General features: G+C 40.6%; 20 protein-coding genes and 1 riboswitch. Of the genes, 17 read left to right on the forward strand and 3 right to left on the reverse strand.

The annotated features are described in order from the left end of the window. Positions 1–273: 273 nt before the first annotated feature. The 6 genes from JNUCC41_RS11685 to JNUCC41_RS11710 all read left to right on the forward strand — a co-directional run bounded on the left by JNUCC41_RS11685 (position 274) and on the right by JNUCC41_RS11710 (position 6360). On the forward strand, positions 274–588 hold the full coding sequence (locus JNUCC41_RS11685) for a hypothetical protein (protein WP_192207717.1): 315 nt from the start codon (positions 274–276) through the stop codon (positions 586–588). A 1183-nt stretch (positions 589–1771) separates the two neighbouring features. Continuing rightward, positions 1772–2701, forward strand: a complete 930-nt coding sequence (gene qoxA, locus JNUCC41_RS11690; protein ID WP_192207718.1) for a cytochrome aa3 quinol oxidase subunit II — start codon at positions 1772–1774, stop codon at positions 2699–2701. Positions 2702–2774: 73 nt separating this feature from the next. Next, complete coding sequence (gene qoxB / locus JNUCC41_RS11695; RefSeq protein ID WP_192207719.1) at positions 2775–4721, forward strand: cytochrome aa3 quinol oxidase subunit I; 1947 nt, start codon at positions 2775–2777, stop codon at positions 4719–4721. After that, positions 4721–5317, forward strand: a complete 597-nt coding sequence (qoxC, locus tag JNUCC41_RS11700; RefSeq protein ID WP_141992696.1) for a cytochrome aa3 quinol oxidase subunit III — start codon at positions 4721–4723, stop codon at positions 5315–5317. Before qoxB ends, qoxC begins: the two co-directional genes overlap by 1 nt. Position 5318: 1 nt before the next feature. Next, positions 5319–5603 (forward strand): cytochrome aa3 quinol oxidase subunit IV, encoded by a 285-nt coding sequence (qoxD, locus tag JNUCC41_RS11705; RefSeq protein ID WP_076370787.1) that lies wholly within the window; start codon positions 5319–5321, stop codon positions 5601–5603. A 301-nt stretch (positions 5604–5904) separates the two neighbouring features. Continuing rightward, complete coding sequence (locus tag JNUCC41_RS11710; protein WP_370662510.1) at positions 5905–6360, forward strand: YfmQ family protein; 456 nt, start codon at positions 5905–5907, stop codon at positions 6358–6360. A 354-nt stretch (positions 6361–6714) separates the two neighbouring features. Here JNUCC41_RS11710 and JNUCC41_RS11715 read toward each other — a convergent pair whose 3' ends face one another. Together JNUCC41_RS11715 and JNUCC41_RS11720 are read right to left on the reverse strand one after the other, a co-directional pair. Beyond that, positions 6715–6849 carry a BA3454 family stress response protein gene (locus JNUCC41_RS11715; RefSeq protein ID WP_192207721.1) on the reverse strand — a complete coding sequence of 45 codons (135 nt, stop codon included), beginning with the start codon at positions 6847–6849 and terminating at the stop codon, positions 6715–6717. Between the two features lie 248 nt (positions 6850–7097). Continuing rightward, positions 7098–7955, reverse strand: a complete 858-nt coding sequence (locus JNUCC41_RS11720; RefSeq protein ID WP_228467604.1) for an EamA family transporter — start codon at positions 7953–7955, stop codon at positions 7098–7100. Between the two features lie 130 nt (positions 7956–8085). After that, a riboswitch (PreQ1 riboswitch) is annotated at positions 8086–8131 on the forward strand. A gap of 104 nt (positions 8132–8235) precedes the next feature. Between JNUCC41_RS11720 and queF the strand changes: the two genes are divergently transcribed. Both queF and JNUCC41_RS11730 read left to right on the forward strand, forming a co-directional pair. Further along, positions 8236–8736: a preQ(1) synthase gene (gene queF / locus JNUCC41_RS11725; RefSeq protein ID WP_061461394.1), complete on the forward strand. Its 501-nt coding sequence runs from the start codon at positions 8236–8238 to the stop codon at positions 8734–8736. Positions 8737–8939: 203 nt separating this feature from the next. Further along, positions 8940–10286 (forward strand): aspartate kinase, encoded by a 1347-nt coding sequence (locus tag JNUCC41_RS11730; RefSeq protein ID WP_192207722.1) that lies wholly within the window; start codon positions 8940–8942, stop codon positions 10284–10286. Positions 10287–10960: 674 nt separating this feature from the next. On the opposite strand, the gene JNUCC41_RS11735 is transcribed toward JNUCC41_RS11730, so the two are convergent. After that, entirely contained in the window at positions 10961–11521 is a 561-nt protein-coding gene (locus tag JNUCC41_RS11735; RefSeq protein WP_192207723.1) for a nitroreductase family protein, read from the reverse strand. Between the two features lie 450 nt (positions 11522–11971). On the opposite strand from JNUCC41_RS11735, the gene JNUCC41_RS11740 reads away from it, so the two are divergent. The 9 genes from JNUCC41_RS11740 (at position 11972) to JNUCC41_RS11780 (ending at position 24308) form a co-directional block, all read left to right on the forward strand. Beyond that, entirely contained in the window at positions 11972–13720 is a 1749-nt protein-coding gene (locus JNUCC41_RS11740; RefSeq protein ID WP_192207724.1) for an ABC transporter ATP-binding protein, read from the forward strand. Next, positions 13695–15485, forward strand: a complete 1791-nt coding sequence (locus JNUCC41_RS11745; protein WP_228467605.1) for an ABC transporter ATP-binding protein — start codon at positions 13695–13697, stop codon at positions 15483–15485. The genes JNUCC41_RS11740 and JNUCC41_RS11745 overlap by 26 nt, the downstream gene beginning before the upstream one ends. Positions 15486–15824: 339 nt before the next feature. Continuing rightward, a complete protein-coding gene (locus JNUCC41_RS11750; protein ID WP_192207725.1) occupies positions 15825–17879 on the forward strand; it encodes a carbon starvation CstA family protein in 2055 nt (684 codons plus the stop codon). Positions 17880–17892: 13 nt separating this feature from the next. Next, positions 17893–18096 (forward strand): YbdD/YjiX family protein, encoded by a 204-nt coding sequence (locus JNUCC41_RS11755; protein WP_076370801.1) that lies wholly within the window; start codon positions 17893–17895, stop codon positions 18094–18096. Positions 18097–18401: 305 nt separating this feature from the next. Then, positions 18402–19616, forward strand: coding sequence for an ammonium transporter (locus JNUCC41_RS11760; protein ID WP_192207726.1), 1215 nt, complete (start codon positions 18402–18404; stop codon positions 19614–19616). Positions 19617–19629: 13 nt separating this feature from the next. Continuing rightward, entirely contained in the window at positions 19630–19992 is a 363-nt protein-coding gene (locus tag JNUCC41_RS11765; protein ID WP_192207727.1) for a P-II family nitrogen regulator, read from the forward strand. 583 nt (positions 19993–20575) lie between these two features. Further along, positions 20576–21226 carry a LytTR family DNA-binding domain-containing protein gene (locus JNUCC41_RS11770; RefSeq protein ID WP_192207728.1) on the forward strand — a complete coding sequence of 217 codons (651 nt, stop codon included), beginning with the start codon at positions 20576–20578 and terminating at the stop codon, positions 21224–21226. Between the two features lie 131 nt (positions 21227–21357). Beyond that, the gene (locus tag JNUCC41_RS11775) at positions 21358–22884 is read left to right on the forward strand and encodes a succinyl-CoA:acetate CoA-transferase ScpC (RefSeq protein ID WP_192207729.1); all 1527 of its coding nucleotides are present in this window, start codon (positions 21358–21360) and stop codon (positions 22882–22884) included. A 317-nt stretch (positions 22885–23201) separates the two neighbouring features. Continuing rightward, entirely contained in the window at positions 23202–24308 is a 1107-nt protein-coding gene (locus JNUCC41_RS11780; RefSeq protein ID WP_192207730.1) for an AI-2E family transporter, read from the forward strand. Positions 24309–24312 lie beyond the last annotated feature (4 nt).

Genomic DNA, 24312 nt, shown 5'->3' on the forward strand with positions numbered 1-24312 from the left:
GGTGCGAGACTCTTGCGGGGAAAGCGAGCGCATGGAGTGGAAGAACGTTCAAATTGTCCAACCCCCTATTTAATAGTATACAAAAGGTTAATATAGGAAAAACAGATAGTGTATTTGCACTGTTTTACAGATTTTCCCTATAGTCTTGAATACCTAAAAGCGAATAGTGGCGCGTTCTATTTGTCAAGGTTTTCATTGTGTATATGTTAAAAAATAGAAAAGATTTGACAAATTTGTGAAATGTCATAAAATAGAAAGAAAGGGGATGAAATTATGGAAGCTAATCAGAAGATGTTAGATGCAGTGAAATGGGTATCGGGCACAGGTTGTGTAATCGGAATTATTATTTTTGCTTTAAGCTTCTTTGTAAGCGATTACAATAAGGATTATATATTTACCGCCGTTGGAATCGCCATCACACTAAGCGCAGCTGCAATTTTTCTAGTTGGTATATTTTTTGTCCTGACAGAAGAAATGGTAATGAAAACACATAAAGGTAAAAGAATTGTACCGGAAACGACTAAAATCATAAAAATGAAAACAAAGACTAACACTCAAACAAAAAGAAGTACAGAATTCAGTAACTAAAACGAGGAATATAGCATAATGAACTTGCATTCTATCATCAGATTTACTAACATGGTTGAACATAACCAGTTGTTCTTCTTTCTAAAGAATTTGAGTCAACATGATCCGAATGATTGAATGCGCTTTCATTTCGCAGGGAACGTGAATTAATTACCAGCTGGCTTTTTAATACAATACAATATACTGCACTCGTCATGTACAAAAAAATATTTCAAGTAATCCTTTGTATTTGAAATACTAACGATGTGCTTGGGTATTCAAACCAAACTGCCTGAACGCCAGGAAGTTTTCACTTTGCATTTTGAACTATATCCACGAGAAAAGGACACTTTTAAAAAGTCCTTTTTTTGTGGTTTTTTATGTGTTTTTCCCTGAAGATACAAAAGGGATGTCGTTGATTTTTGAGTAGTGAGCTTCCAAAATCCGGAGTTGATTGAACCACCAAATGTACTTTTTTGTAAAATGGTTTTGGTCCAGTCCGCTGGTATTGATTGATAAACAACTTGACTAGTTGTAACAAGTTTGACTGACCACTGAATTACTTCACCCACGCCTAATGTTAAACGGCTGTTTAGGAATACTGAAAGGGCAAAAAGTATTGCGAGGAGAAAAAACACAATTACATTTCACACTTGTTGTTTCCTTATATATATATAATATTGACCAGTGTTGGATCATAAGGGTATTGAAGCATGGAAAAAATATCGTGTACAAGGCGGCTACCATTAACCAGCTTCCATGGCCGAGTGAAAAAAATCCGCTATGAATCATGTTTTTCAACGAAAGATAACTAATTAGGATAGGTAATATAATTCATATTCTTTAGAAGTTTTGAGGCAATAAAAGCGGTGAATATAATGTGAAGATTTTATTTCATTATACTAGAGTAATATTAAACGGAAAGTGACCGGCATTATCTGCAATCCTGTACGGATAAGTGAATTATCCAAAGGTAATTTATTAAACAATTATTATATTTCATTTGCTGAAGATTTTCGAACATTTCTGTTCATTTACCATCTTCTTACTGCTCTTTATTGAACTTTATGTGACAGATGTCACTTTATATTGTCTTTTTTTACACTTGGGATTAATATTGGTATGTCGGGGTTTGTGAACATGGTAACACTTTGTCCGAATAATTACCAATTGGAATTTTATTATGTAAGAAAGGGGTAGTACTATGAAAATAAAATGGGCTCTATTAACTATACTTTTTACAATTGCCACTGTGCTAACCGGTTGCGATAACCCATTAATGGTCTTGGACCCTAAAGGGCCAGTAGCTGCAACACAAGCAGATGTTATTATGATTTCGATATGGACAATGTCCTTTGTCGTCCTTGTCGTTATGGTACTGTATATCGTCATGATAATGAAATATCGTGCTTCCAAACAGCGTGATGATTATGAACCACCTCATATTGAAGGAAGTAAGGTTCTTGAAATAATTTGGGTTGCAATCCCGATTTTGATCGTCGCTTTCCTATCCGTTGTTACTGTTAAAACAACAAATGAAGTTGAGGCAACACCTAAAGGGTACGGAGATCAAGAACCTTTAGTTATCTACGCTTCATCTTCCAACTGGAAATGGCATTTTAGTTATCCGGAAGAAGATATCGAAACGGTCAACTATCTGTTTATACCGACTAACCGACCAATTGAATTTAAACTTTACTCATTCGGTCCAATCTCAAGTTTCTGGATTCCACAACTTGGAGGACAAAAATACGCGATGTCGGACATGGTTAATACGTTGCACTTAGCAGCTGATGTACCAGGTGAATATATGGGTCGAAATTCAAACTTCAGTGGTTCAGGTTTTGCTCAGCAAACGTTCAACGTTAATGCATTGTCAGCAAAAGATTACGATAAGTGGGTAGATGAAATTAAAGCTACTGCTAAACCGATTACTGAGGAAAAATTCAATGAATTATTAAAACCTGGTCATGTGGGACAATCCACTTACACTGGAACTCACTTAGAGTTCTCACCAGCTCCTGAAGGGGAAAATGCTGGTCATGACCACGGATCTTCTGATACTGAAGAAAATGATTCCAAGGATTCACACGAGGAACATTCAGAACACAGCAACATGAATCATGATCACTAAGAATTAATTTCGTTCGATAAAACAACTAGGTTTACAAGATAAGGAATATTTTCCTGAAAGGAGTCACAAAAGTATGGATTACTTTGATCGATTTGCCGTACCTCATCCAAGTCCTGCGATTTATGCATCCATGGTTGCCATTGGTTTAACCATGATTGCGGTTGTTGCCGGAATTACCTATTTTAAAAAATGGGGTTACTTATGGCGTGAGTGGTTAACAACGGTTGACCATAAACGTATTGGTATCATGTACATCTTGTCAGCACTGCTTATGCTTTTCCGTGGTGGCGTCGATGCTCTTATGATGCGTGCTCAAACGGCTATTCCAGATAACGGTCTTTTGGATGGACAGCATTATAATGAGGTATTTACAACACACGGGGTCGTCATGATCCTGTTCATGGCTATGCCATTTATCATTGGGTTAATGAACATTGTTACACCATTACAAATTGGAGCGCGTGACGTAGCATTCCCACGTCTGAACGCAGTAAGCTTCTGGTTATTCTTCATGGGGGCAATGCTATTTAACATCTCTTTCGTAGTCGGTGGTTCTCCTGATGCAGGCTGGACATCTTACTTCCCGCTGGCAAGTAACGATTTCAGTGAATCAGTCGGTTCGAACTATTACGCGATTGCAATTCAAATCGCTGGTATTGGTACATTAATGACTGGTATCAACTTTATCGTAACCATCTTGAAAATGAGAGCACCTGGCATGAACTTAATGAAAATGCCAATGTTCACATGGTCTATCTTGATCACAAACTTCATCATCGTTTTCGCTTTCCCTGTATTGACAGTGGCACTTGCGTTGATGACAATGGATCGTCTATTCGGAACTCAATTCTTTACGATGGCCAATGGCGGTAGCGATATGCTTTGGGCGAACTTGTTCTGGGTTTGGGGACATCCTGAAGTTTATATAGTAATTCTTCCAGCTTTCGGTATTTACAGTGAAATCATTTCGACATTTGCACGTCGTAACCTGTACGGGTATAATTCGATGGTTATCTCCATGGTAGCTATTTCTACACTATCTTTCGTTGTATGGGCTCACCATTTCTATACAATGGGTCACGGTGCAATGGTTAATGGTATCTTCTCGGTTACCACGATGGCAATCGCCGTCCCGACCGGTGTTAAGATCTTCAACTGGTTGTTCACACTTTGGAAAGGTAAAATCGTATTTACCGTTCCAATGCTATACTCTTTAGCCTTCATTCCGATTTTCACGCTCGGTGGGGTAACAGGGGTAATGCTTGCCATGGCAAGTGCTGACTACCAATACCATAATACAATGTTCTTAGTAGCTCACTTCCACTACGTTTTAATCCCTGGTACTGTATTTGCCGTACTTGCCGGTTTTACGTACTGGTGGCCAAAAATGTTCGGTTTCATGTTGAGCGAAAAAATTGGGAAATGGTCGTTCTGGTTCATCACAATCGGCTTTAATGTAACATTCTTCCCGATGTTCATCACTGGTTTAGATGGGCAGGCACGTCGTATGTATACGTACTCTGAATCAACAGGATATGGTCCATTGAATATGCTCTCTTTCGTTGGAGCGATTGGTTTAGCAATAGGTTTTGCACTTATTGTGTACAATATCTATTGGAGTACTCGTTATGCATCAAGAAATATCTCAAACGATCCATGGGATGCACGTTCTCTAGAGTGGGCTACACATACACCAATCCCTGAATATAACTTTGCAATTGTACCAACAGTTGATTCTACAGAAGCATTCTGGGATTCAAAGAAAAAAGGCTTCAAATTATTTGGCGGTAAAGTAGAAAAGATTCATATGCCAAATAACAGTGGCGTGCCGTTTATCATGAGCTGTATCTTCTTCGTTTGGGGCTTTGCATTGGTATTCAGCATGTGGATCATTGCAATCATTGCAACGATCGGTATCTTTGCTTGTATGATTCACCGTTCATTCGAAAAAGATCACGGACGTTATATCTCTGTTGAAGAGATCGAAGAAACTGAAAATAAATTGCGAGGTGCTAAGTAATGAAAATAGATAACTCGCTGCCACTAGAATATAGCACGGAAGAAAATCGCTTAAAGATTTTTGGATTCTGGATTTTCCTAGGAGCAGAAATAGCTCTTTTCGCTACACTGTTCGCCACTTATTTTGTCTTAGTTGATGGTACTGGAAATGGTCCAACAGGGGAACATCTTTTTAAAGTCCCTACACTAATGTTTCAAACAATCTTTCTTTTAACTAGTAGTTTTACCATAGGTCTTGGAATCAATGCAATGAGACTTGGCAGGCAGAAAGCAACGATTGGTTTCTTCATTATCACCCTTATTCTTGGTTTAGGCTTCTTAGGAGTCGAAATTTATGAATTCGTGGAGTATGTACATGAAGGAGCAACGATTCAAACAAGTGCTTTCTTATCTAGTTTGTTCACATTACTAGGTACGCATGGAGCTCACGTTACACTTGGTTTATTCTGGGGAACCTTCATCGTCATGCAGATTAAAAAGCGCGGTATGACTCCACAGACAACAAACAAGGCTTTCATCTTTTCACTTTACTGGCATTTCTTGGACGTTGTCTGGATTTTCATCTTCAGTTTCGTCTACCTGAAAGGAATGATGTAATATGAAAGAATTATTCCCACGGGGCCAAGTTATGGGATTTGCCTTTTCGCTAGTCCTGACTTTGGTCGCACTATCAGTTATTGTGTTTGATCTCTCGCTTAAAATGGCTGTGATCATCCTACTTGTTACAGCTTTCATGCAAGCTGCACTTCAATTTGTTATGTTCATGCATGCAGGAGAGTCTGAAGATAAAGCTTCGATTTACACAAACGTTTATTACGGATTGTTCGTTGCATTGGTTACAATTTTCGGTACATTGCTAACAATGGTTTGGGGATATCAATAAATCCATTCCAGAAAAACTGGGCGTCTTGATGACGCCCGGTTTTTTTGTATTTAATTAATAATATATTGCTCTATCCACTTCATACTTTGAAGATGGGGATGAACCCATTGTGTTTAATATAACCATTTCGGAACATTATATGTATAAACGAAAAATTTTCCCTTTCGAAGCGCGGCCGTGCGTTCAAGTACAATGTTGTACAAAAGTAAAACGTTAATAGAACGTACACATTTTCAAAGAAAAACTGTCGGACCTTTTGATATAATAAGCGGTATAAGTATTTATAAACGCAGCGGAGATGATGAAATTGACATTGCCGGTCTTGATTTTGACCATTATCTTAAGTTTGTTAAAATTATTGGTTACCTGCCTTCCAACTGATGCAGTTAATTGGATTATCAACAAATTTAAAATACACTCAGAAATTAGTGACGAGAATGCGATCGTAACCTTTGACGGAAAACGTTTGGAAGGTGAAGAAAAAATTCAAGTCATTAATTATTTTAATAACGCTAGATTTTTGAAAAAAAATCATATATTCCCGGGTAACGAGCAATTGTTTTTACATCCAGAGAACAGTGGGATTCCATTGGTCATTGATACTAAAAGAAGCAAAAAGGATGTTAGGTTATTTGTATACATTTACAATGACCACGTCGATGTAGTTAAACAGTACAAGAAGAAAGTCATTTCTTATAGTCTGCTTTCAGATAACCTTCAAGAGCGTTCCGTGCCATTAATAAGTAAATTAGTTTAATAGAAAAAGACGGACTCTTTAAGGACCGTCTTAGACTTCCAGGCACTCGCTTTCCGCGGGCTGTCCTCGGCGCCTTTGCGCCTGCGGGGTCTCCCTTGGACTCGCTTTTCTAAGCAGGAGTCTCGTACCCTCCGTTCCAATTAACGTTATATAGAACCCTTTTTCTACAAACTGAGACTGGTTTTTAATGAATTTTTTAAAAAATCTAGTACACAAACTGACGTCTTAATTTTAGTTTCTTTTGGAAAATGCAATTAAAAGTGAGGGAATTGCTGTAAGAGGTTCTTTCATCGTGCATATGAAATTATTTAAATGGTAATAAAAAAGCAGGTATCTATTGCGATGCCTGCCTTTTTATGCTTTCCATTGTTTTTCAACTTGATGAAGCGCTTGTTGTAAAATTACTTCATGATCTGTATCCGGTTTAGTAAGGACGTTAGTTTGATAAGACTTTCCTTGAAAATCAACCGTTACCGTAACTTTTACCATTATGCATCTTTCCTTTCCTAATTCAGAATTAAATGGGGTGGTTGTACCTATTTCTTTAATACCCGTGACAGAGGATATTTCAAACATTTCAAAAGTAGTGAAACGTAAAGAATTAATATTCAAAATTATCTGATATTTTCGAGGGTGTGTCAACACTTTTTTTTGACCACCCTATTTCCCGGCATAATAAAAAAAACGGCCTGGCTTGTACTCATGGCTGCCAGGTCGTTTTTGTAAATGAACTATATTCATATTTTAGTCAAGATAATGCCGATTAATGCTGCAAGTACGCCGGCAACTTGATAGTTTTTTAGTTTTTCCTTGAATAAATAACATCCTGCGAAAACGACAACTAAACAGTTCAGGCTGACGACAGGGAAGATGATGCTTGCGATGCCAGTGTTCAACGCAAAGAAATAACATCCATAGCCTATAGTGCTTAAAAGGCCTACCAAGGAACCGATTTTGACTTCCTTTAGCTTGATTTTTTCCTTTTTAAAGGCCAGAGCCGAAAGAAGATAAAGAGTTCCCCCTCCATACATTGATACCAGGATATCAAGGGAATTTAAATGAAGACGTGTTGATGTCGTCATAAGAATGCCTAGCACACCAAAAGATAAAATGGATAATAATGTGTGCATCATCCAAGGGACATATTGATGGTTGCCTTTAGCATTAGGTGTATACTGAATGACTAATGTAGCGAGAAACATGCAGACGATTCCAGTCCACTGCAAAGTAGAAATATGTTCGTGAAAAATTAAAGCTGCACAGAGAATGGGGAATATTGCATTCGCTGCGATTAAAGGAGATGTCAAGCTTGCCGGTCCTTTTTCAAAGGCGCTTGCCATCTGGATATTACCATTAGCGTTCAGTACCCCAATGGCTCCACCAAGCATGATGGACAGCCAGTTAAACTGTAAACCATCCACAGATACTCCATAAGATATGGCCAAAATAAAAGCTGAAAAATAAAAGAAAAATTGGATATGTACTTTTGAGTAACCCTTTCCGCTACTCCATTTAAAAATGCTGTTATTGATTCCAAAACATAAACTCGTGATGAGGGCTGCAAAAATCCACATTGACGTAATCTCTTCCTTCATGTAGGATAAACTTCTTCTACATTTTAAGCTGAATACATGCAGGAATCAAACCAAATTTTAGAAGTATGATTGACAGATTAGATATTTTTTTCTATATTTACTAAGACAATTTTAAAATATTTCCCGATAAACGGGAGAGGTTCATAGCATCACCCTCTTAAAAAAACTATGGCTTTGATATTTTTCGCGAATCAACCATATCTTTGAGGAGATATGGTTTTTGTTATATAGAGGCCTATTTTATGAATCTCCCTGAAACGTGGGATTAGGAGGACTTTCAATGTCTGGAAGAAAAGAAGAAGAGTTAAAAAAAGATATCACACTGCTTGGGAATCAAGGAACAAAATATACATTCGACTATGCGCCTGAAATCCTTGAGTCATTCGATAACAAACATCCGAACCGGGATTATTTCGTCAAATTCAATTGCCCGGAATTCACTAGCTTATGTCCGATAACGGGCCAGCCGGACTTTGCGACCATTTACATCAGCTATATTCCAAGTGTAAAAATGGTGGAAAGCAAATCATTGAAACTTTATTTATTCAGCTTCCGCAATCACGGTGATTTCCATGAAGACTGCATGAACATCATCATGAATGATTTAATCGAATTGATGGATCCTAAATATATTGAAGTCTGGGGCAAGTTTACTCCTAGGGGCGGAATTTCCATCGACCCTTACACGAATTATGGGAAACCAGGTACGAAGTATGAGGAAATGGCGGATTACCGCTTGATGAACCATGACTTATATCCTGAAACCGTGGATAATCGCTAAAGAATAGGAGAGACAATGGGCAAATGCCCGTTGTCTTTTTTAGTTTTTTAGCTATTATCGATTAGTGGTCTTGTCGTTTTGTCCTTTTTGAAAATACAATTGTCCTTCAGTAACGGAATTTCCACTTGATTGTTTCGAGAAAAAGCGTAATAATAGGGAGAGTTAATTTTGACAGAATATTTACGAAAATAGGGGTTGTCGAGATGAAAGTTGCAAAGTTTGGTGGGAGTTCACTTGCGTCAGGTGAACAGTTGAGAAAGGTATTCGAAATTGTTGTTTCTGATCCAGAGAGGAAGATTGTAGTCGTTTCGGCTCCAGGGAAACGCAATTCCGATGATATAAAGGTGACGGATTTATTGATTGAAGCTGCGGAACAGCAGCTGCGCGGGGATAACGGAGAGCATTTGATAGAAGATGTCGTATCCCGCTATGCGAGCATTGCTGAAGAACTGGATATATCCGAGAGTGTCGTCACTGGGATCCGCGAAAATTTAATGGCGCTGTTGCATGCAGACCAAACTAACCCGAAGCGCTATTTGGATACTTTGAAGGCCAGTGGCGAGGATAATAATGCAAAGCTGGTCGCAGGTTATTTCCAAAGCCTTGGAGTTGAGGCGCAGTATATAAATCCGAAGAAGGCTGGCTTGATCGTAACGGATGAAGGTGGATTTACCAAGGTGCTGCCAGAATCTTATGATCGGTTATATGCTCTGCGTGATGAGCCTGGAATCGTAGTATTCCCAGGGTTCTTCGGTTATACGTTAGATGGTGATGTTTTAACCTTCTCAAGAAGCGGTTCCGATATTACGGGTTCGATTCTTGCGAATGGGGTCAAAGCTGATTTGTATGAGAACTTTACGGACGTGGATGCCGTTTATGCGGTGAATCCAAATGTGGTTTCCAATCCAAAGGGAATCCGGGAATTAACTTATCGTGAAATGCGTGAGCTTTCTTATGCAGGTTTCTCGGTATTTCATGATGAGGCGCTGATTCCAGCATTCCGAGCGGGAATACCTGTCCATATCCAAAATACGAACAATCCGTCGGCACAAGGGACCCGCATTGTAAGTACACGGGATAATACGAACGGGCCGGTTATAGGCATTGCAAGTGATAAAGGATTTTGCAGCATTTACATTAGCAAATATTTGATGAACAGGGAAGTTGGTTTTGGCCGGAAACTGCTGCACATCCTCGAAGATTATGGAGTTTCATATGAACATATTCCATCAGGCATCGATGATGTGACGCTTATTCTAAGACAGGACCAGATGAAGGGTGAAGCCGAGAAGAAAATCATTTCACGAATCAAGAAAGAGCTTCATGCTGATGAAGTGAATGTGGAGCATGATCTTGCCTTGATCATGGTTGTAGGGGAAGGAATGCGCCATAATGTCGGTACAACGGCAAGAGCGTCAAAAGCCTTGGCCGAAGCGAAGGTGAATATTGAGATGATCAATCAAGGCTCTTCGGAGGTAAGCATGATGTTCGGTGTGAAAGGGCATAACGAAGAGACGGCAATTCAGGCATTATATCACGAGTTCTTTTGAGAATAATAGTTCAAAGACCTCCTTTTAGAAGGGGGTTTTTGTGATTAATCATTTAGTCACTATACATACGCTGGATTTTTCATCGGGTTCTTTATGATAGTGACAATGACCGTTTGGGGGTAATCATTCCAAGCTAACAGACACGCTGTAGGGCTCAGGCTGTCTGTCTTAATTTAATGCCCATTTATCAAGTGGCTAAAGCAATTGGAGGAGAACGGAGTTGATGCTCTTGAAACGGATAAAAAGGGGGCTTCCAACCTCTAAATCATAAATGAAAGAGATGTCAATGGCAGCGTCAAGATTAAGAGCAAAATGATTCACTGGCACCAATTGATTTAAAATAATCAATTCGAGTTGATCTTGCTGAATAGCATCATGCTTAGAAGCATCCTTATCACCTCAAGTTTAATACTTCTATATAATAAAAAGAATGTAGGAATGAGTTCTATCTTTATATTAAACAAAGTTGATTGGAGTGTAAGGTTGCTAGGGGAGACACCTCAGGCGTAAGACGAGGTGGGCTCCCGGAATGCCCGCGGAAATCGAGAGCCCTACGTTACAAACAACCGTCAAATTGTAAAAGCCATAAAAAAACTGTAGACAAACTCGATTTACATCGAGAGTTTGTCTACAGTCTGAGCCTTCGATTGAGGATTGGTGGTTTTTCTTTTATATTAGTCCAAGATGGTCAGTATTTGATCGATCTCTTTCCTTGGACGTGGAGTGGGGATCATATCGGGATAGCCGACGTGAAGGCTGCCGACGATCTTCTCTCCTGGTTTCACGCCTAATGCTTCACGAAACTCCATGCTGTGTATCATGCCGTATGTTTCCCATATCATCCCGATTCCTTGTTCCCAGGCAAGCAGACTGAAATTCTGGATCAAGGCACTTGTGGCCGCATAATCTTCTTCACGTGTCATGGGATTCGGATTCTCTTCCATGATCACCGCGACAAACATCGGTACACCTATAAGTTTATTATATCCTCGCTGTCCGGCGGCTTTTTTCTTTTCAGGGTCCTTCTCTTTGCCTGACATGAATGCACTGGTTGCTTCCGCGAGTTTTAAACGGCTATCACCATGCACCACGACGAAGCGCCATGGTTGGGTCATTTTATGGTTCGGTGCCCATGTCGCAGTTTCCAATAATGATTGGATGGTATCAATAGGAACAGGAATGTCCTTAAATCGTTTGATGCTGCGCCGCTCTTTAATGATATCTTCTAGTTTCATGATCATCCTGCTCCTTTAAATCATATATGTAAGTTTAATAGTTTTAAAAAATAATCCCCGGCTGCCTAATATGCTTCCAACGTGAATAAATTACTTGAATAAAGAGGGGGCAATATTCCAGTGACTTGCATTCGCTAATGAGCATATAATTTTACTAGGCACAGAGAAGCCGGGGCGACATTGTAGCTATGTACAATATCAAAAGGGTACGATAAAAGAATATCGTAATTGCTTATCAAATTTCAGAGATTGATAATGAAATTGAAAATCATTATCAATTAGAATTTTCGCTTATTTCCTGTAATTTGTCAAGGGCATTTATTAAAAAAAATTCAACATATTTACCAATCCTTTATAATAGTTAAATTCTTTTAAAAAATCTGTATAAAAATGTATAATGAGAGGATGAAAAGATGCTATCTACATATGAAGAATCGAAGGGTGTCATAGATGAAAAATTTGTCTTCATTTCTTAAGCCATACTGGCTTTTGATCATTCTTGCTTTATCCTTAATGATTGTCGAGCTCGGGGTAGAGCTGTTACAGCCTCTATTTATAGCAAAAATAATTGATGATGGCATTTTGCAGAAAGATTTATCGGTGGTGATTAAATGGGGAAGTGTCATGGTTGGACTTTCCGTTTTTTCATTCCTTGGCGGGATCGTTAATTCCTTTACGGCATCACATGTAAGTCAAAGCTTTGGACATGATGTAAGGAAAAGTCTTTTTGGTAAAATACAGGCGTTCTCTTTTGCGAATTTGAATAATATCCCGACTTCCTCGTTGATAACAAGGATGACGAATGATGTGACCCAACTTCAAAATACGGTTTTTATGGGCTTGCGCATCATGGCAAGGGCGCCTTTGATCGTAATCGGCGGGGCGATAATGGCAATTACGGTCGATTTGAAGCTATCCCTAGTTTTGGTCATTTCAATTCCGGTTCTTGTCTTCTTCCTTAGATGGGTGATGAAAAGAGCGGCCAAGCTGTTTAAGCTCGTGCAGAATAAACTAGATAACGTCAATGGCGTCATGAGGGAAAACCTGATAGGCATGCGCTTGATCAAAGCTTTTCTTCGTAAGGAGCATGAGATCGGCCGATTTGACGATGCGAATGAAGAGTTAAAAAGAAAGACTATGGCTTCCCTTCGTTTAATTGAAACGACGATGCCTGTGTTGATGCTTGTCATGAATGTGGCGATTCTGATCATTCTCTGGCTTGGAAGCGAATTTATAACAACGGGAGATATACAGGTAGGGGAGGTTGTGGCGATCGTTAACTATGCCACGAGGATTGCGGCATCCCTTTCCGTTTTTTCATGGCTGATCATGGTCATTTCCCGTGCGAAGGCTTCAGCGGAACGTGTGACGGAAATATTCGAAACCCCGATAGACATTGATGAAGGCAAGGCGGAAAGCAAGAGTGGGGCCGTCAATGGGGGAGGCATCGAGTTTCTGGATGTATCTTTCCGCTATCCTGGAACCGAAACCCCGATTTTGAAAAACTTGAGCTTCTCCATCGATCCGGGAGAATCGCTTGCCATCATAGGAGCTACGGGATCTGGGAAAACATCACTGTTTCAGCTGATTCCAAGATTATACGAAGTTGAAAGCGGCTCCATTCGAATTGATGACCAGGATGTGAGAGATATTCCCTTGAATTCGCTGCGGAAAAGGATTGGCTATGTTCCGCAAGAGGCCCTGCTTTTTTCAGGAACCATAAAAAATAATGTCGCTTGGGGAAAAGAAGATGCCTCGATGGAGGAAATCGTGACAGCGGCCATGCATGCTCAGGTACATGAGACCGTAATGAAACTTCCGAAACAATATGAAACCCAGTTAGGGCAAAAAGGTGTGAATCTGTCCGGAGGGCAAAAACAGCGCTTATCGATAGCAAGGGCATTGGTGCGCAGACCAAAAATTCTCCTTCTGGATGATAGTACGAGCGCGCTGGATTTGAAAACGGAAAGTAAATTGCTTGCCGCTTTAAAGGAATATACATGCACAACGCTCATCATTACACAAAAAATCAGTACTGCCATGGAGGCGGACAACATATTGTTGTTGGAAAGCGGTCAAGTGCTTGCGCTGGGGAAACATCAGGATTTGATGCAAACAAGCGATCTTTATCGAAAAATCGTTCACTCACAGTTTGGGGAGGAGGGGATTTCTCTTGAGTCGAAGAATATCTCCCGATAAGGCAAGGACTAAACCGGTCAACTCCTGGAATACGATAAAAAGGATCATTCCCTACTTAGCAACGAATAAAAGCCTGCTATTTTGTGTCCTTTTCATGGTACTGATAAGCTCGGTTTTGGGATTGCTTGGCCCTTTTCTTGTTGGGATGGCCATTGATGATTATATTGTCACAAGAGATAGCGGGGGGCTGATCAGCCTTCTTTTCGGACTTCTTGGAGTCTATATATTCTATTCGCTGTCCATGTGGCTTCAGAATTATTGGATGATCGGAATCGCACAGGATACGGTTTATGCAATGCGCAATCAATTGTTCAAAAAGCTTCACCAGTTGTCCATCCCCTTTTTTGACCGGCGTCAGCATGGGGAATTGATGAGTAGGGTCACGAATGATATAGAAAATGTCAGTTCAACTTTGAATAGTTCTGTCATCCAGATTTTTTCCAGTGTGCTGACACTGGTCGGGACAATCGGAGTTATGCTGTATTTGAGCCCTTTATTAACTGTTCTAACATTATTAATCGTTCCTCTTATGTTCTTCGGTCTGAGGTGGATAACGAACCGGACGGGAAAGCTGTTTAAAGAACAGCAGAAGAATCTTGGAGAACTGAATGGGTTTATAGAAGAAACGATTTCCGGACAACGGATCGTAAAGGCCTTTTCACAGGAAGATAAAGTGATCCGTGATTTTGTCATCCGGAGTGAAAACCTAAAGAAAGCTGGGTTCCTATCACAATCATACTCGGGGCTGATTCCGAAATTGATGAATTTGCTGAATAACTTAAGCTTCACGGTAATAGCAGCTGTCGGGGGATTTTTGGCGCTGAGTGGCATAGGGACGGTTTCCATCGGGGTCATTGTCATTTTCACCGAGTATTCAAGGCAATTCACCCGTCCGCTCAATGATCTCGCTAACCAATTCAATACACTACTCTCGGCTGTTGCCGGTGCGGAGCGGGTTTTCACCATACTTGATGAAAAAGAAGAGGAAGTGGATGAGGAACAGGCCTCTGAACTTCGTGATGTCCGTGGTGAGGTGGAATTTAAGGGTGTTTCTTTTTCGTATAATGATGAGGAGCAAACGATATATGATGTTGATTTCCGTGCGGAAAAAGGGGAGACCATCGCGCTTGTAGGTCCCACTGGGGCAGGTAAGACTACGATCATTAATCTTCTAGCCCGTTTTTACGAGCCGAACAGCGGCCGGATATTGATTGATGGCCAGGATATCCAACAGGTGACGAGGTCTAGTCTCCGTAAGCATATGGGATTCGTTCTACAGGATTCATTTTTGTTTCAAGGTACGATTCGTGAAAATATCCGCTACGGCCGGCTGGATGCCGAAGATGAAGAAGTGGTGGATGCAGCCAAGCTTGCCAATGCCCATTCCTTTATCATGAAACTGCCGGATCGGTATGATACCATCCTGAATCAGGATGGCGGTGGAATAAGCCAGGGACAGCGCCAGCTATTATCGATTGCCAGGGCTATACTAGCCGATCCCGTCCTCTTGATTTTGGATGAAGCGACAAGTAGCATAGATACGATTACAGAGCTTAAAATCCAGGAGGCTTTACACCGTTTGATGGAGGGAAGGACAAGTTTTGTCATTGCCCACAGATTGAATACAATTCAGCAAAGTGACCAAATCCTTGTACTTGATGAAGGAAGGATCATTGAAAAGGGATCCCATGAAGAATTGTTGCGGCAGAGGGGTTTTTATTACGAACTGTTTCGCAGTTCATTAAGGGGAAACCAGATTGGATGAAGAAAGAATGTGTGCCGTCAGGGCGCACATTTTTTGTGTTGGTCCCCTTATTAGGACATTAAACCTGGGGGGAAATGTAGAGTTTTCACCAAAGGCGGTTTTATTAAGAGTGAAAACACCTTGGTGGGAACAGAGAGAATTATCGACAAAATAATGGAAAATACTTTACAAATTGACTAATTTGCTATTGCTAAAAAACCTTAAGGTAACATATAATTCAGAATATATATAAAATTCTTTAAATTTAATGGGTAAGAGGAGGAATAAAGCCCTAGCCCCTTATAAATGAAGTTTTTTATAGTTGCACACCAGTTCAAAATAGAGAGGAGATGGAAAGAAATGAAAGCGCTTAAGTCAGTCTTTCTTTGGGGGATCATATCTGCGTTGGGTGCGGTGAGTTTTGGTTTCGTCGCGCTAAACCGGGGGGAAAGCATCAATGCCATGTGGATTGTCACTGCAGCACTCTGTGTTTATTCAATTGCATACCGCTTTTATAGTAAATTCATTGCACGGAAAGTGTTTGAGCTAGATGACAATCGCCAGACTCCATCGGAAGCGAATAATGATGGGAAAGATTATGTTCCTACAAACAAATGGGTGTTGTTTGGCCACCATTTTGCAGCGATTGCCGGGGCTGGCCCTCTCGTTGGTCCCATCCTTGCAGCGCAGATGGGATATCTGCCAGGGACACTATGGCTTGTAGTCGGGGTTGTATTGGCTGGTGCCGTACAGGATTTCATCATTCTTTTTGGTTCGATGCGCCGTAACGGCAAATCATTGGGAGAGATGATCAAGGAGGAAATTGGACCGATTACAGGCTTGATAGCGATGATCGGAATTCTGGGTATCATGATTATTTTATTAGCGGTACTTGCCCTGGTTGTCGTAAAGGCGCTCGTGGGAAGTCCATGGGGGATGTTCACGATTGCCTCTACCATACCAATCGCTGTGCTTATGGGCATTTACATGCGCTATATAAGGCCTGGACGGGTTGGCGAAGGATCGATTATCGGAATCATACTATTGATGCTCGCGTTATATTTCGGTCGCTTTGTATCAGAGAGCGCAACCTTGGCGCCAATGTTCACTTTCAATGGGGAAACGATTGCCATCATGTTGATTGTATACGGATTCGTTGCCTCCGTTTTGCCTGTATGGATGTTATTGGCACCGCGTGATTACTTGAGTACATTCTTGAAAATCGGTACGATCATCGGACTTGCACTTGGAATCTTTATTGTCATGCCGAGCCTTGAAATGCCTGCCGTCACTCAATTCATCGATGGAACAGGACCTGTATTTTCCGGAAACTTATTCCCTTTCCTATTCATTACGATCGCTTGTGGGGCGGTATCAGGTTTCCATGCACTCGTTTCTTCAGGAACAACTCCTAAAATGATCGAACGCGAATCCCATTCACGTCCAATCGGATACGGGGCGATGCTGACTGAATCCTTTGTAGCCATCATGGCGATGATAGCAGCTTGTGTACTGACTCCTGGTATCTATTTTGCCATTAATAGCCCGGGTGCCGTTGTGGGAACGGAGCCAGCTCAAGTGGCCGCTACGATATCCGATTGGGGTTTCATTTTGACACCTGAGATGATTACCGGCCTTGCAGATGATGTTGGGGAAGAGACCATTATATCCCGCACTGGAGGAGCTCCAACCTTTGCTATCGGCATGGCCCATATCTTTTCGCAGGTGATTGGCGGAGCGTCCCTGATGGCGTTCTGGTATCATTTCGCGATCCTGTTCGAGGCATTGTTCATATTGACCACCATTGATGCTGGAACCAGGGTAGGGCGTTTTATGATACAGGATATAATCGGGACCTTTTACAAACCTTTTGCCGAAACGAATAAATGGCTGCCCAATATTATTGCTACTGCCATTTGTGTAATCGGCTGGGGGTACTTCCTTTATCAAGGGGTCATTGATCCTCTTGGCGGAATCAACACCCTTTGGCCATTGTTTGGAATTGCGAATCAAATGCTTTCCGCCATTGCGTTGCTGCTTGGGACGACGGTCCTTTTCAAAATGGGCAAAAAAGCGTACACATGGGTCACTCTTGTACCTACAACATTCTTGTTGATAGTGACCATGACGGCTGGGTGGCAAAAGCTGTTCCACGAAAACCCGGCTATTGGCTTTTTGGCACATAAGGATAAGTTTAAAGCGGCCTATGATAATGGGGAAATTCTTGCTCCGGCAGCTAACCTTACCGAGATGAAACGGGTTATCGTCAATGATTATGTGGATGCTGCCCTGTGTGCCATCTTCATGATCGTGGTGATCACGGTCTTGATTTCCGCAATTAGGTTATGGATAAAAGTCTTGAAGAATCAAAAAATAGATTTACATGAAACACCTTATGTATCAAGGACATCATAAGGGAGGGAAGGCAATGTTGAAAAGATTGATTAAAATTCTCAGCTACAGAAAACAATTCGTCAGTTTGCTGGTCGGCGTGCCGAGTTATGATACTTATGTGGCGCATATGAAAATGCATCATCCTGAAGATCCTGTGAAAACCAGGAAAGAATTTTTCTGTGAAGCCCAGGATGAGCGGTATAATGCAAAGGGTGGGAAAGTGTCTCGTTGCTGCTAACTGAATATCTTTTGAAGGGCCCTCAATAGAAGGGCCCTTTTTTTAATGGGTTTTTTAGAACGGGACATAAGTAGAGGGGGAAAAGTAATGGGAAGGGATTCGTGAAATTGGTGAAAATTATTTTCAAAACGAAAAAACCCATTTTCTTTTGATCCTTTATTCATAAGTGATGTTATATAACCTCACGCTTTTTAACGGAAAATAAAAATTTGGTTGAATTTTTAGAAAACTGAGTATATGATAAAAAATATAACATGTTAATGTTAATAAACATAACATATACAAAAAAAGGGGGAAAAAACAGTATGCAAATGGCGGATTCGGTATTCATGTTTTTGGCGACGATGATGGTTTGGCTAATGACACCAGGGATTGCACTATTTTATGGAGGGATGGTAAAGAGTAAAAATGTCCTGAATACTGCAATGCATAGTTACATGCCACTGGCTGTCATTTCGATTCTTTGGGTGCTGATTGGGTATTCATTATCATTTTCACCTGGTAATGCATTTCTAGGCGGTCTGGACTGGGTCGGCTTAAAGGATGTAGGCTTTGCACCTGGACCATACAGCGAAACAATTCCTCATAGTTTGTTCATGTTATTCCAAATGACTTTTGCCGTGTTAACAGTCTCGATCATTGCAGGTGGCATTGCCGAGCGGATGAAGTTTTCAGCATTCCTGATTTTTACGATCCTTTGGTCTTTATTAGTATACGCTCCTGTTGCACACTGGGTTTGGGGAGGCGGCTGGTTAGCGGAATTGGGTGCACTTGACTTTGCAGGAGGAAACGTCGTCCATATTTCTTCAGGGGTTGCGGGTCTGGTTTTGGCGGTCATGTTAGGTAAAAGAAAAGAGTCGGGTGATAGTGCACCACATAATCTTCCTTTAACTTTCCTTGGAGGTTCATTAATTTGGTTCGGGTGGTACGGCTTCAACGTCGGAAGTACATTGACAATCAATGAAGTGGCGATGAATGTATTCGTTAATACAGCAGTTGCAGCGGCGGCTGGTATCATTGGCTGGCTGATCGTTGAGTATATGGCTAATAAAAAGGCAACATTGCTGGGTGCGGTATCCGGAGCTATTTCAGGCTTGGTAGCCATTACACCTGCTTGTGGATTCGTAACCACTGCCTCTTCCATCATCATCGGTGTCGTCGGCGGTGCCGTATGTTTCTGGGGCGTATTCTTTCTGAAGAATAGAATGGGTTACGACGATGCACTTGATGCATTCGGATTACATGGGATCGGTGGGACATGGGGGGGCATCGCGACAGGTTTGTTCGCGACCACTTCCGTAAATGAAAGCGGGGCAAATGGTTTATTCTATGGTGACTTCAACTTGTTGTGGAAGCAGCTTGTAGCGATCGTCGCGACATATATTTTCGTTTCCGTGGTCACTTATATCGTTGCGAAAGTCATTAACCTTTTCGTGCCGTTGCGTGTCAGTGAAGAAGATGAGTCAATGGGGCTTGATCTTACACTTCATGGAGAAAAGGCTTATCACGAATCAATTTAAAGGGGGGGCTCATATGTCAGAGGTTTTAACGAAAATAGAAATCATTACACGTCCTATCAAGTTTGAACAATTCAAAGCGGAACTTGCAAAAATTGGGGTGAGCGGAATGACGGTTTCGGAAGTAAAAGGAACGGGTCTTCAGAAGAGTTATGTGGAAACATATAGAGGCAGAAATCGTGAAATGTCATTGCATGACAGGATGAAAATCGAAATCGTCGTGTGTGAGGTGCCAGTTCAGGATATTGTGGATGTAGCAAGGAAGTTCTTGAGTACCGGTAAGCCTGGTGACGGTAAAATCTTCATTTATGAATTGGCGAATGTTGTGAATATCCGGACCGGAAAAGAAGGTCATGATGCGTTAAAGAATGACATCTGATGCTGTGATTAATTCGGCCGAATATGCCGGATACAGTCGATTAAGGAAAGGGAGCTGAAAATGGGGAGACTGGTCCGAATTGTTAATGCGAAAAAACAGAAGATCGTTAATACGCTCATTTCAGAGGGTGTATATCAACCTGATGACCGATCCTTTTTATTGGAATTGCCATTGAAAAACTTAGAAGAGATATTATCCCTTCGAATAAAATCCTCGTTTCAAAATCCCCGTTTAAAAAAATAACCTTTCAGCCGTTATCCAATATGGGGAGAGCGGCTTCTTTTATGCGTTTGTTGCCAAATTCGGCTTTGGAGTATGAATGTTAGGTAAAAGGAAACTTTTTTCTAGAATCCCCCATGGAAATCGGGGAGCTTTCCAACTATAATGAATAAGGATATAAATTTAAATACGATTTTTTTGCTTTTTTTGACGTTATTCGCTTAGTTACTTCCATATTTCTTTATTTTACGAAAACCAAATTCAAAAAAATGTAAGTTTTCCAGAAAACGATGAATTATTTCATGAATGCCCTGTTTAATAAATAGGGAAATTATTAATATGTTCTTTTAAGAGGTGAAAGGAAATGGATCAATTTACGGTCGAATCCGTTTTGAATATCATCAGGGAGTTTGTACCGAAGGATGCTTCAATTTCTGTGGCTGATTCTGAAAAATACATTTATTATCAACCGAGCAAACAAGTTGACTTAAGAATAAAACCGGGTGATTTAATCAGTGAAAAAACGGCGACATATAAAGCGTTGAGTGTTCGAAAAAAAATAGGGGTGCAAGTGGAAAGTAATGTATTTGGCGTACCTTACTATGGGCTGAGTGTTCCTATCATGGACGAGGACAATCCTTTAGGGGCGGTAACGGCCATTTTGCCGTCAAAGCCATTAATTTTACCGACATCATTCTTGACCATTAAAACAGATGACCGCTGGATACCGCTTCCATATGATGAAATTATGTATTTGGAAGCTCAAAATAGGAAAACTAAGATTCAGTCCGAACGTGTGAGTGGATTTCATAAAATGAACTTAAGTGAATTGGAATTCATTTTACCTAGTGATTTATTCATTCGTGTGCATCGTTCGTACATCGTCAATATCAACTATATACAGGAGATCCTTCCTGATTTTCATTCTACATTTTTACTCATAATGAAAGACCATTCCAAAATCCAGGTCAGTCAAACATATGCAAGTCAATTTAGAAGGGCTTTGGGATTTTAGTGATTCTCCTTTATGTAAAAAAAATGCTGGTTTATGCTCTATTTAAGGCTTTTCATTCAGAATCGAATGTGATGATTACACAGGATTGATAAAATTAAGTGTAAGAAAAGCGAAAAATGGGGGTCTTTTGTATGAACGAAAGCGTTTTCAAAAAAATTCGCAACGAACAGTTTAAGGGGAAAGTAGTTACAGCGGAAGAGGCAGCTTCATGGATTAAAGATGGGATGAAACTCGGTATGAGTGGTTTTACTCGTGCTGGAGATGCTAAAGTTATTCCGATGGCTCTAGTTGAAAGAGCTAAAACTGAAAAATTCAAAGTTGACGTATTTACAGGTGCCTCATTAGGGCCGGAAGTCGACCAACATATGGCGGAAGCGGGTATCATAAACAAACGTTTGCCGTTCCAAGCGGATAAAGGTATTCGCAATAAAATCAATGCTGATGAAGTCACTTATGTAGATCAGCATTTATCTCATACAGCTGAACAAGTTCGTCAAGGCATTGTCGGGCCTATAGATTTTGCAATCATCGAAGCATTGGCGATTACGGAAGATGGATTAATCATCCCGACGACTTCTGTAGGAAACTCAGCCATATTCGTTCAAGAAGCTAAACATGTAATCATTGAATTGAACGTGTCCCATCCAGAAGGATTGGAAGGGATGCATGATATATATACACCAGCAAAACAAGGAGAACGCGAACCGATTCCTATGACTAAAGCGAGTGATCGCCTTGGATCGATCGGTATTGCGGTTGATCCTGAAAAAGTAATGGGAATCGTCGTTTCCACAGATCTTGATGCACCTTCTACAATCGTGCCGCCGGATGAAGAAACTGCAACAATCGCCAACCACCTTATTAACTTCCTTCGTGAAGAAATCAAGGCAGGCCGTTTAACTGAAAGCCTTGCTCCGCTTCAGTCGGGAGTAGGTTCAGTTGCAAATGCAGTATTCGCTGGCTTCCTTGATTCTGAATTTAAAGATTTGGAAGTATATTCAGAAGTGCTGCAAGATGCGGTGTTTGATTTGATCGATGCTGGAAAAGTTAAATTCGCTTCAGGGTGTTCGATTACATTAGCTGAAGAAAAAGGTAAACAAGTTTACGGTGAGCTTGAAAAATACCGTGATAAACTAGTTCTTCGTCCACAAGAAATATCTAACCATCCTGAAATCATCCGTCGCCTTGGCTTGATTTCAATCAATACAGCGTTAGAGTGTGATATCTATGGTAACGTGAACTCGACACATGTTTCTGGGACAAGAATGATGAATGGAATCGGTGGATCGGGAGATTTTGCCCGTAACTCACGCCTAGGCATTTTCGTAACGAAATCATATGCGAAAGGCGGCAAAATTTCTAGTATCGTTCCTTTTGTTTCACATGTGGATCATACTGAACATGATGTGGATGTATTAGTGACAGAGCAAGGGATCGCTGATTTACGTGGTTTGGCACCAAAAGAGCGCGTAGAGTTAATCATAGAAAACTGTGCGCATCCTGACTACCGTCCACAGCTTCGTGCGTACTTCACTGAAGCTGTTGCGCAAACTGGCGGGCATCAAACTCCACACATTCTTGAAAAAGCATTTTCATGGCATACAAACCTAGCTAAAAATGGTACGATGCTTGAAGCAGTACTACAAGATCAAAAATAAAACAGAAAACCACCCCGCCAATACAGCGGGGTTTTTTTATTTGGGTCCGTATCCCTTATTGGTGATAATAAACACATGAACCTTTCGGCACCGCTGGAAATAGAATATTTTAAAATGAAGCTTAACCATCAAAATGATAGGGAACTGTATCTTTAGGCTATTTCTTTTATTTTTGTATATAATTATTCATTCAAGTTATGGAAATATGGTAAACTGCTAACAATGAGAGATTATCATACATAGGATTTTTCGTATTTATGATGTTGTTTCCTTAGAAATAGGGAGTTAAATAGAATGGTTATAGTGGAGGAGATAATTTGTTCAAGACAAAATTACATTTTTGGACGTTAGAGTTATTACTATTGTCTTTACTTTTTTATGTTGGTACTAAGATTTCTTTTCTTTTTGAACCGATAGTCATCTTTACATCTACATTGTTCTTTCCAATCTTGATTTCAGGTTTTCTCTACTTTTTGTTCAACCCCACTGTTGATTTCCTGGTTAAAAGAAGGGTGCCTAGGGGATTATCGATATTATTGCTATATGTATTTTTCCTGGGATTGATTAGTTTGCTGGTCGGTCTGGTTGGCCCGTCACTGTCCAAACAGGTTACGGATTTAGTCAATAACCTCCCGGATTATTTCAATCAAGTAAGAAAGTTCATTGAAGACTCAGCTGAGTCAAAATGGTTTTTGTGGACGGTGGAACAAGATTATGTTCCTTTGCAAGAAGTAGGAGATTCGCTTCAAAAATATTTGACGAATTTACCGAGTAATATAACTAATAGTTTGTCTTCGGTTTTCAGTGTAGTGACGAATATTACGTTAGTGGTCGTAACGGTTCCTTTCATTCTGTTTTATATGTTGAAGGATGGAGATAAGCTTCCGGCTGCCATTATGAAATTCGTACCCGTTCGCTATAGAAAACCAGCTTTAACGGTACTTAAGGAAACGGGAGAGACGCTTGCTACTTATATTCAAGGACAGATGCTAGTTTGCATGTTTGTCGGAATTGGAACGTTCATTGGATATTTAATCATTGGTTTGCCTTACGCGTTCTTATTTGCGCTGATTGGTGCGGTAACCAATATCATTCCATATGTAGGTCCGTTTATCGGAGCAGCTCCTGCGGTCATTGTGGCGTTGATTCATTCACCGACCGAAGCGTTATTGGTCATTCTTGTTGTAACGGTCATTCAGCAACTGGATGGTAATGTCATTTCGCCGTTAGTCATCGGGAAGAAATTGAACACTCATCCGCTAACCATCATCATCCTTTTGCTCGTCGCCGGAAACATTGCTGGTATCATCGGTATGATTTTGGCCGTTCCGACTTATTCCGTTGTTAAAACGATTGTATTGAATATCGTAAAATTCATCAGGATCCGAAAAGAGGAAAAGCTTGAAGAAGATATATTGGAATGAAAAA

This window comes from Brevibacillus sp. JNUCC-41 (genome assembly GCF_014844095.1).
In the GTDB taxonomy this organism is placed as follows: domain Bacteria; phylum Bacillota; class Bacilli; order Bacillales; family DSM-1321; genus Peribacillus; species Peribacillus aracenensis.

Excerpts from the sequence above, each read along its gene's own strand:
- JNUCC41_RS11685 (WP_192207717.1), top strand. The coding sequence starts at position 274 with ATGGAAGCTAATCAGAAGATGTTAGATGCAGTGAAATGGGTATCGGGC.
- qoxA (WP_192207718.1), top strand. The coding sequence starts at position 1,772 with ATGAAAATAAAATGGGCTCTATTAACTATACTTTTTACAATTGCCACT.
- qoxB (WP_192207719.1), top strand. The coding sequence starts at position 2,775 with ATGGATTACTTTGATCGATTTGCCGTACCTCATCCAAGTCCTGCGATT.
- qoxC (WP_141992696.1), top strand. The coding sequence starts at position 4,721 with ATGAAAATAGATAACTCGCTGCCACTAGAATATAGCACGGAAGAAAAT.
- qoxD (WP_076370787.1), top strand. The coding sequence starts at position 5,319 with ATGAAAGAATTATTCCCACGGGGCCAAGTTATGGGATTTGCCTTTTCG.
- JNUCC41_RS11710 (WP_370662510.1), top strand. The coding sequence starts at position 5,905 with ATGAAATTGACATTGCCGGTCTTGATTTTGACCATTATCTTAAGTTTG.
- JNUCC41_RS11715 (WP_192207721.1), bottom strand. The coding sequence starts at position 6,849 with ATGGTAAAAGTTACGGTAACGGTTGATTTTCAAGGAAAGTCTTATCAA.
- JNUCC41_RS11720 (WP_228467604.1), bottom strand. The coding sequence starts at position 7,955 with ATGAAGGAAGAGATTACGTCAATGTGGATTTTTGCAGCCCTCATCACG.
- queF (WP_061461394.1), top strand. The coding sequence starts at position 8,236 with ATGTCTGGAAGAAAAGAAGAAGAGTTAAAAAAAGATATCACACTGCTT.
- JNUCC41_RS11730 (WP_192207722.1), top strand. The coding sequence starts at position 8,940 with ATGAAAGTTGCAAAGTTTGGTGGGAGTTCACTTGCGTCAGGTGAACAG.
- JNUCC41_RS11735 (WP_192207723.1), bottom strand. The coding sequence starts at position 11,521 with ATGAAACTAGAAGATATCATTAAAGAGCGGCGCAGCATCAAACGATTT.
- JNUCC41_RS11740 (WP_192207724.1), top strand. The coding sequence starts at position 11,972 with ATGAAAAATTTGTCTTCATTTCTTAAGCCATACTGGCTTTTGATCATT.
- JNUCC41_RS11750 (WP_192207725.1), top strand. The coding sequence starts at position 15,825 with ATGAAAGCGCTTAAGTCAGTCTTTCTTTGGGGGATCATATCTGCGTTG.
- JNUCC41_RS11755 (WP_076370801.1), top strand. The coding sequence starts at position 17,893 with ATGTTGAAAAGATTGATTAAAATTCTCAGCTACAGAAAACAATTCGTC.
- JNUCC41_RS11760 (WP_192207726.1), top strand. The coding sequence starts at position 18,402 with ATGCAAATGGCGGATTCGGTATTCATGTTTTTGGCGACGATGATGGTT.
- JNUCC41_RS11765 (WP_192207727.1), top strand. The coding sequence starts at position 19,630 with ATGTCAGAGGTTTTAACGAAAATAGAAATCATTACACGTCCTATCAAG.
- JNUCC41_RS11770 (WP_192207728.1), top strand. The coding sequence starts at position 20,576 with ATGGATCAATTTACGGTCGAATCCGTTTTGAATATCATCAGGGAGTTT.
- JNUCC41_RS11775 (WP_192207729.1), top strand. The coding sequence starts at position 21,358 with ATGAACGAAAGCGTTTTCAAAAAAATTCGCAACGAACAGTTTAAGGGG.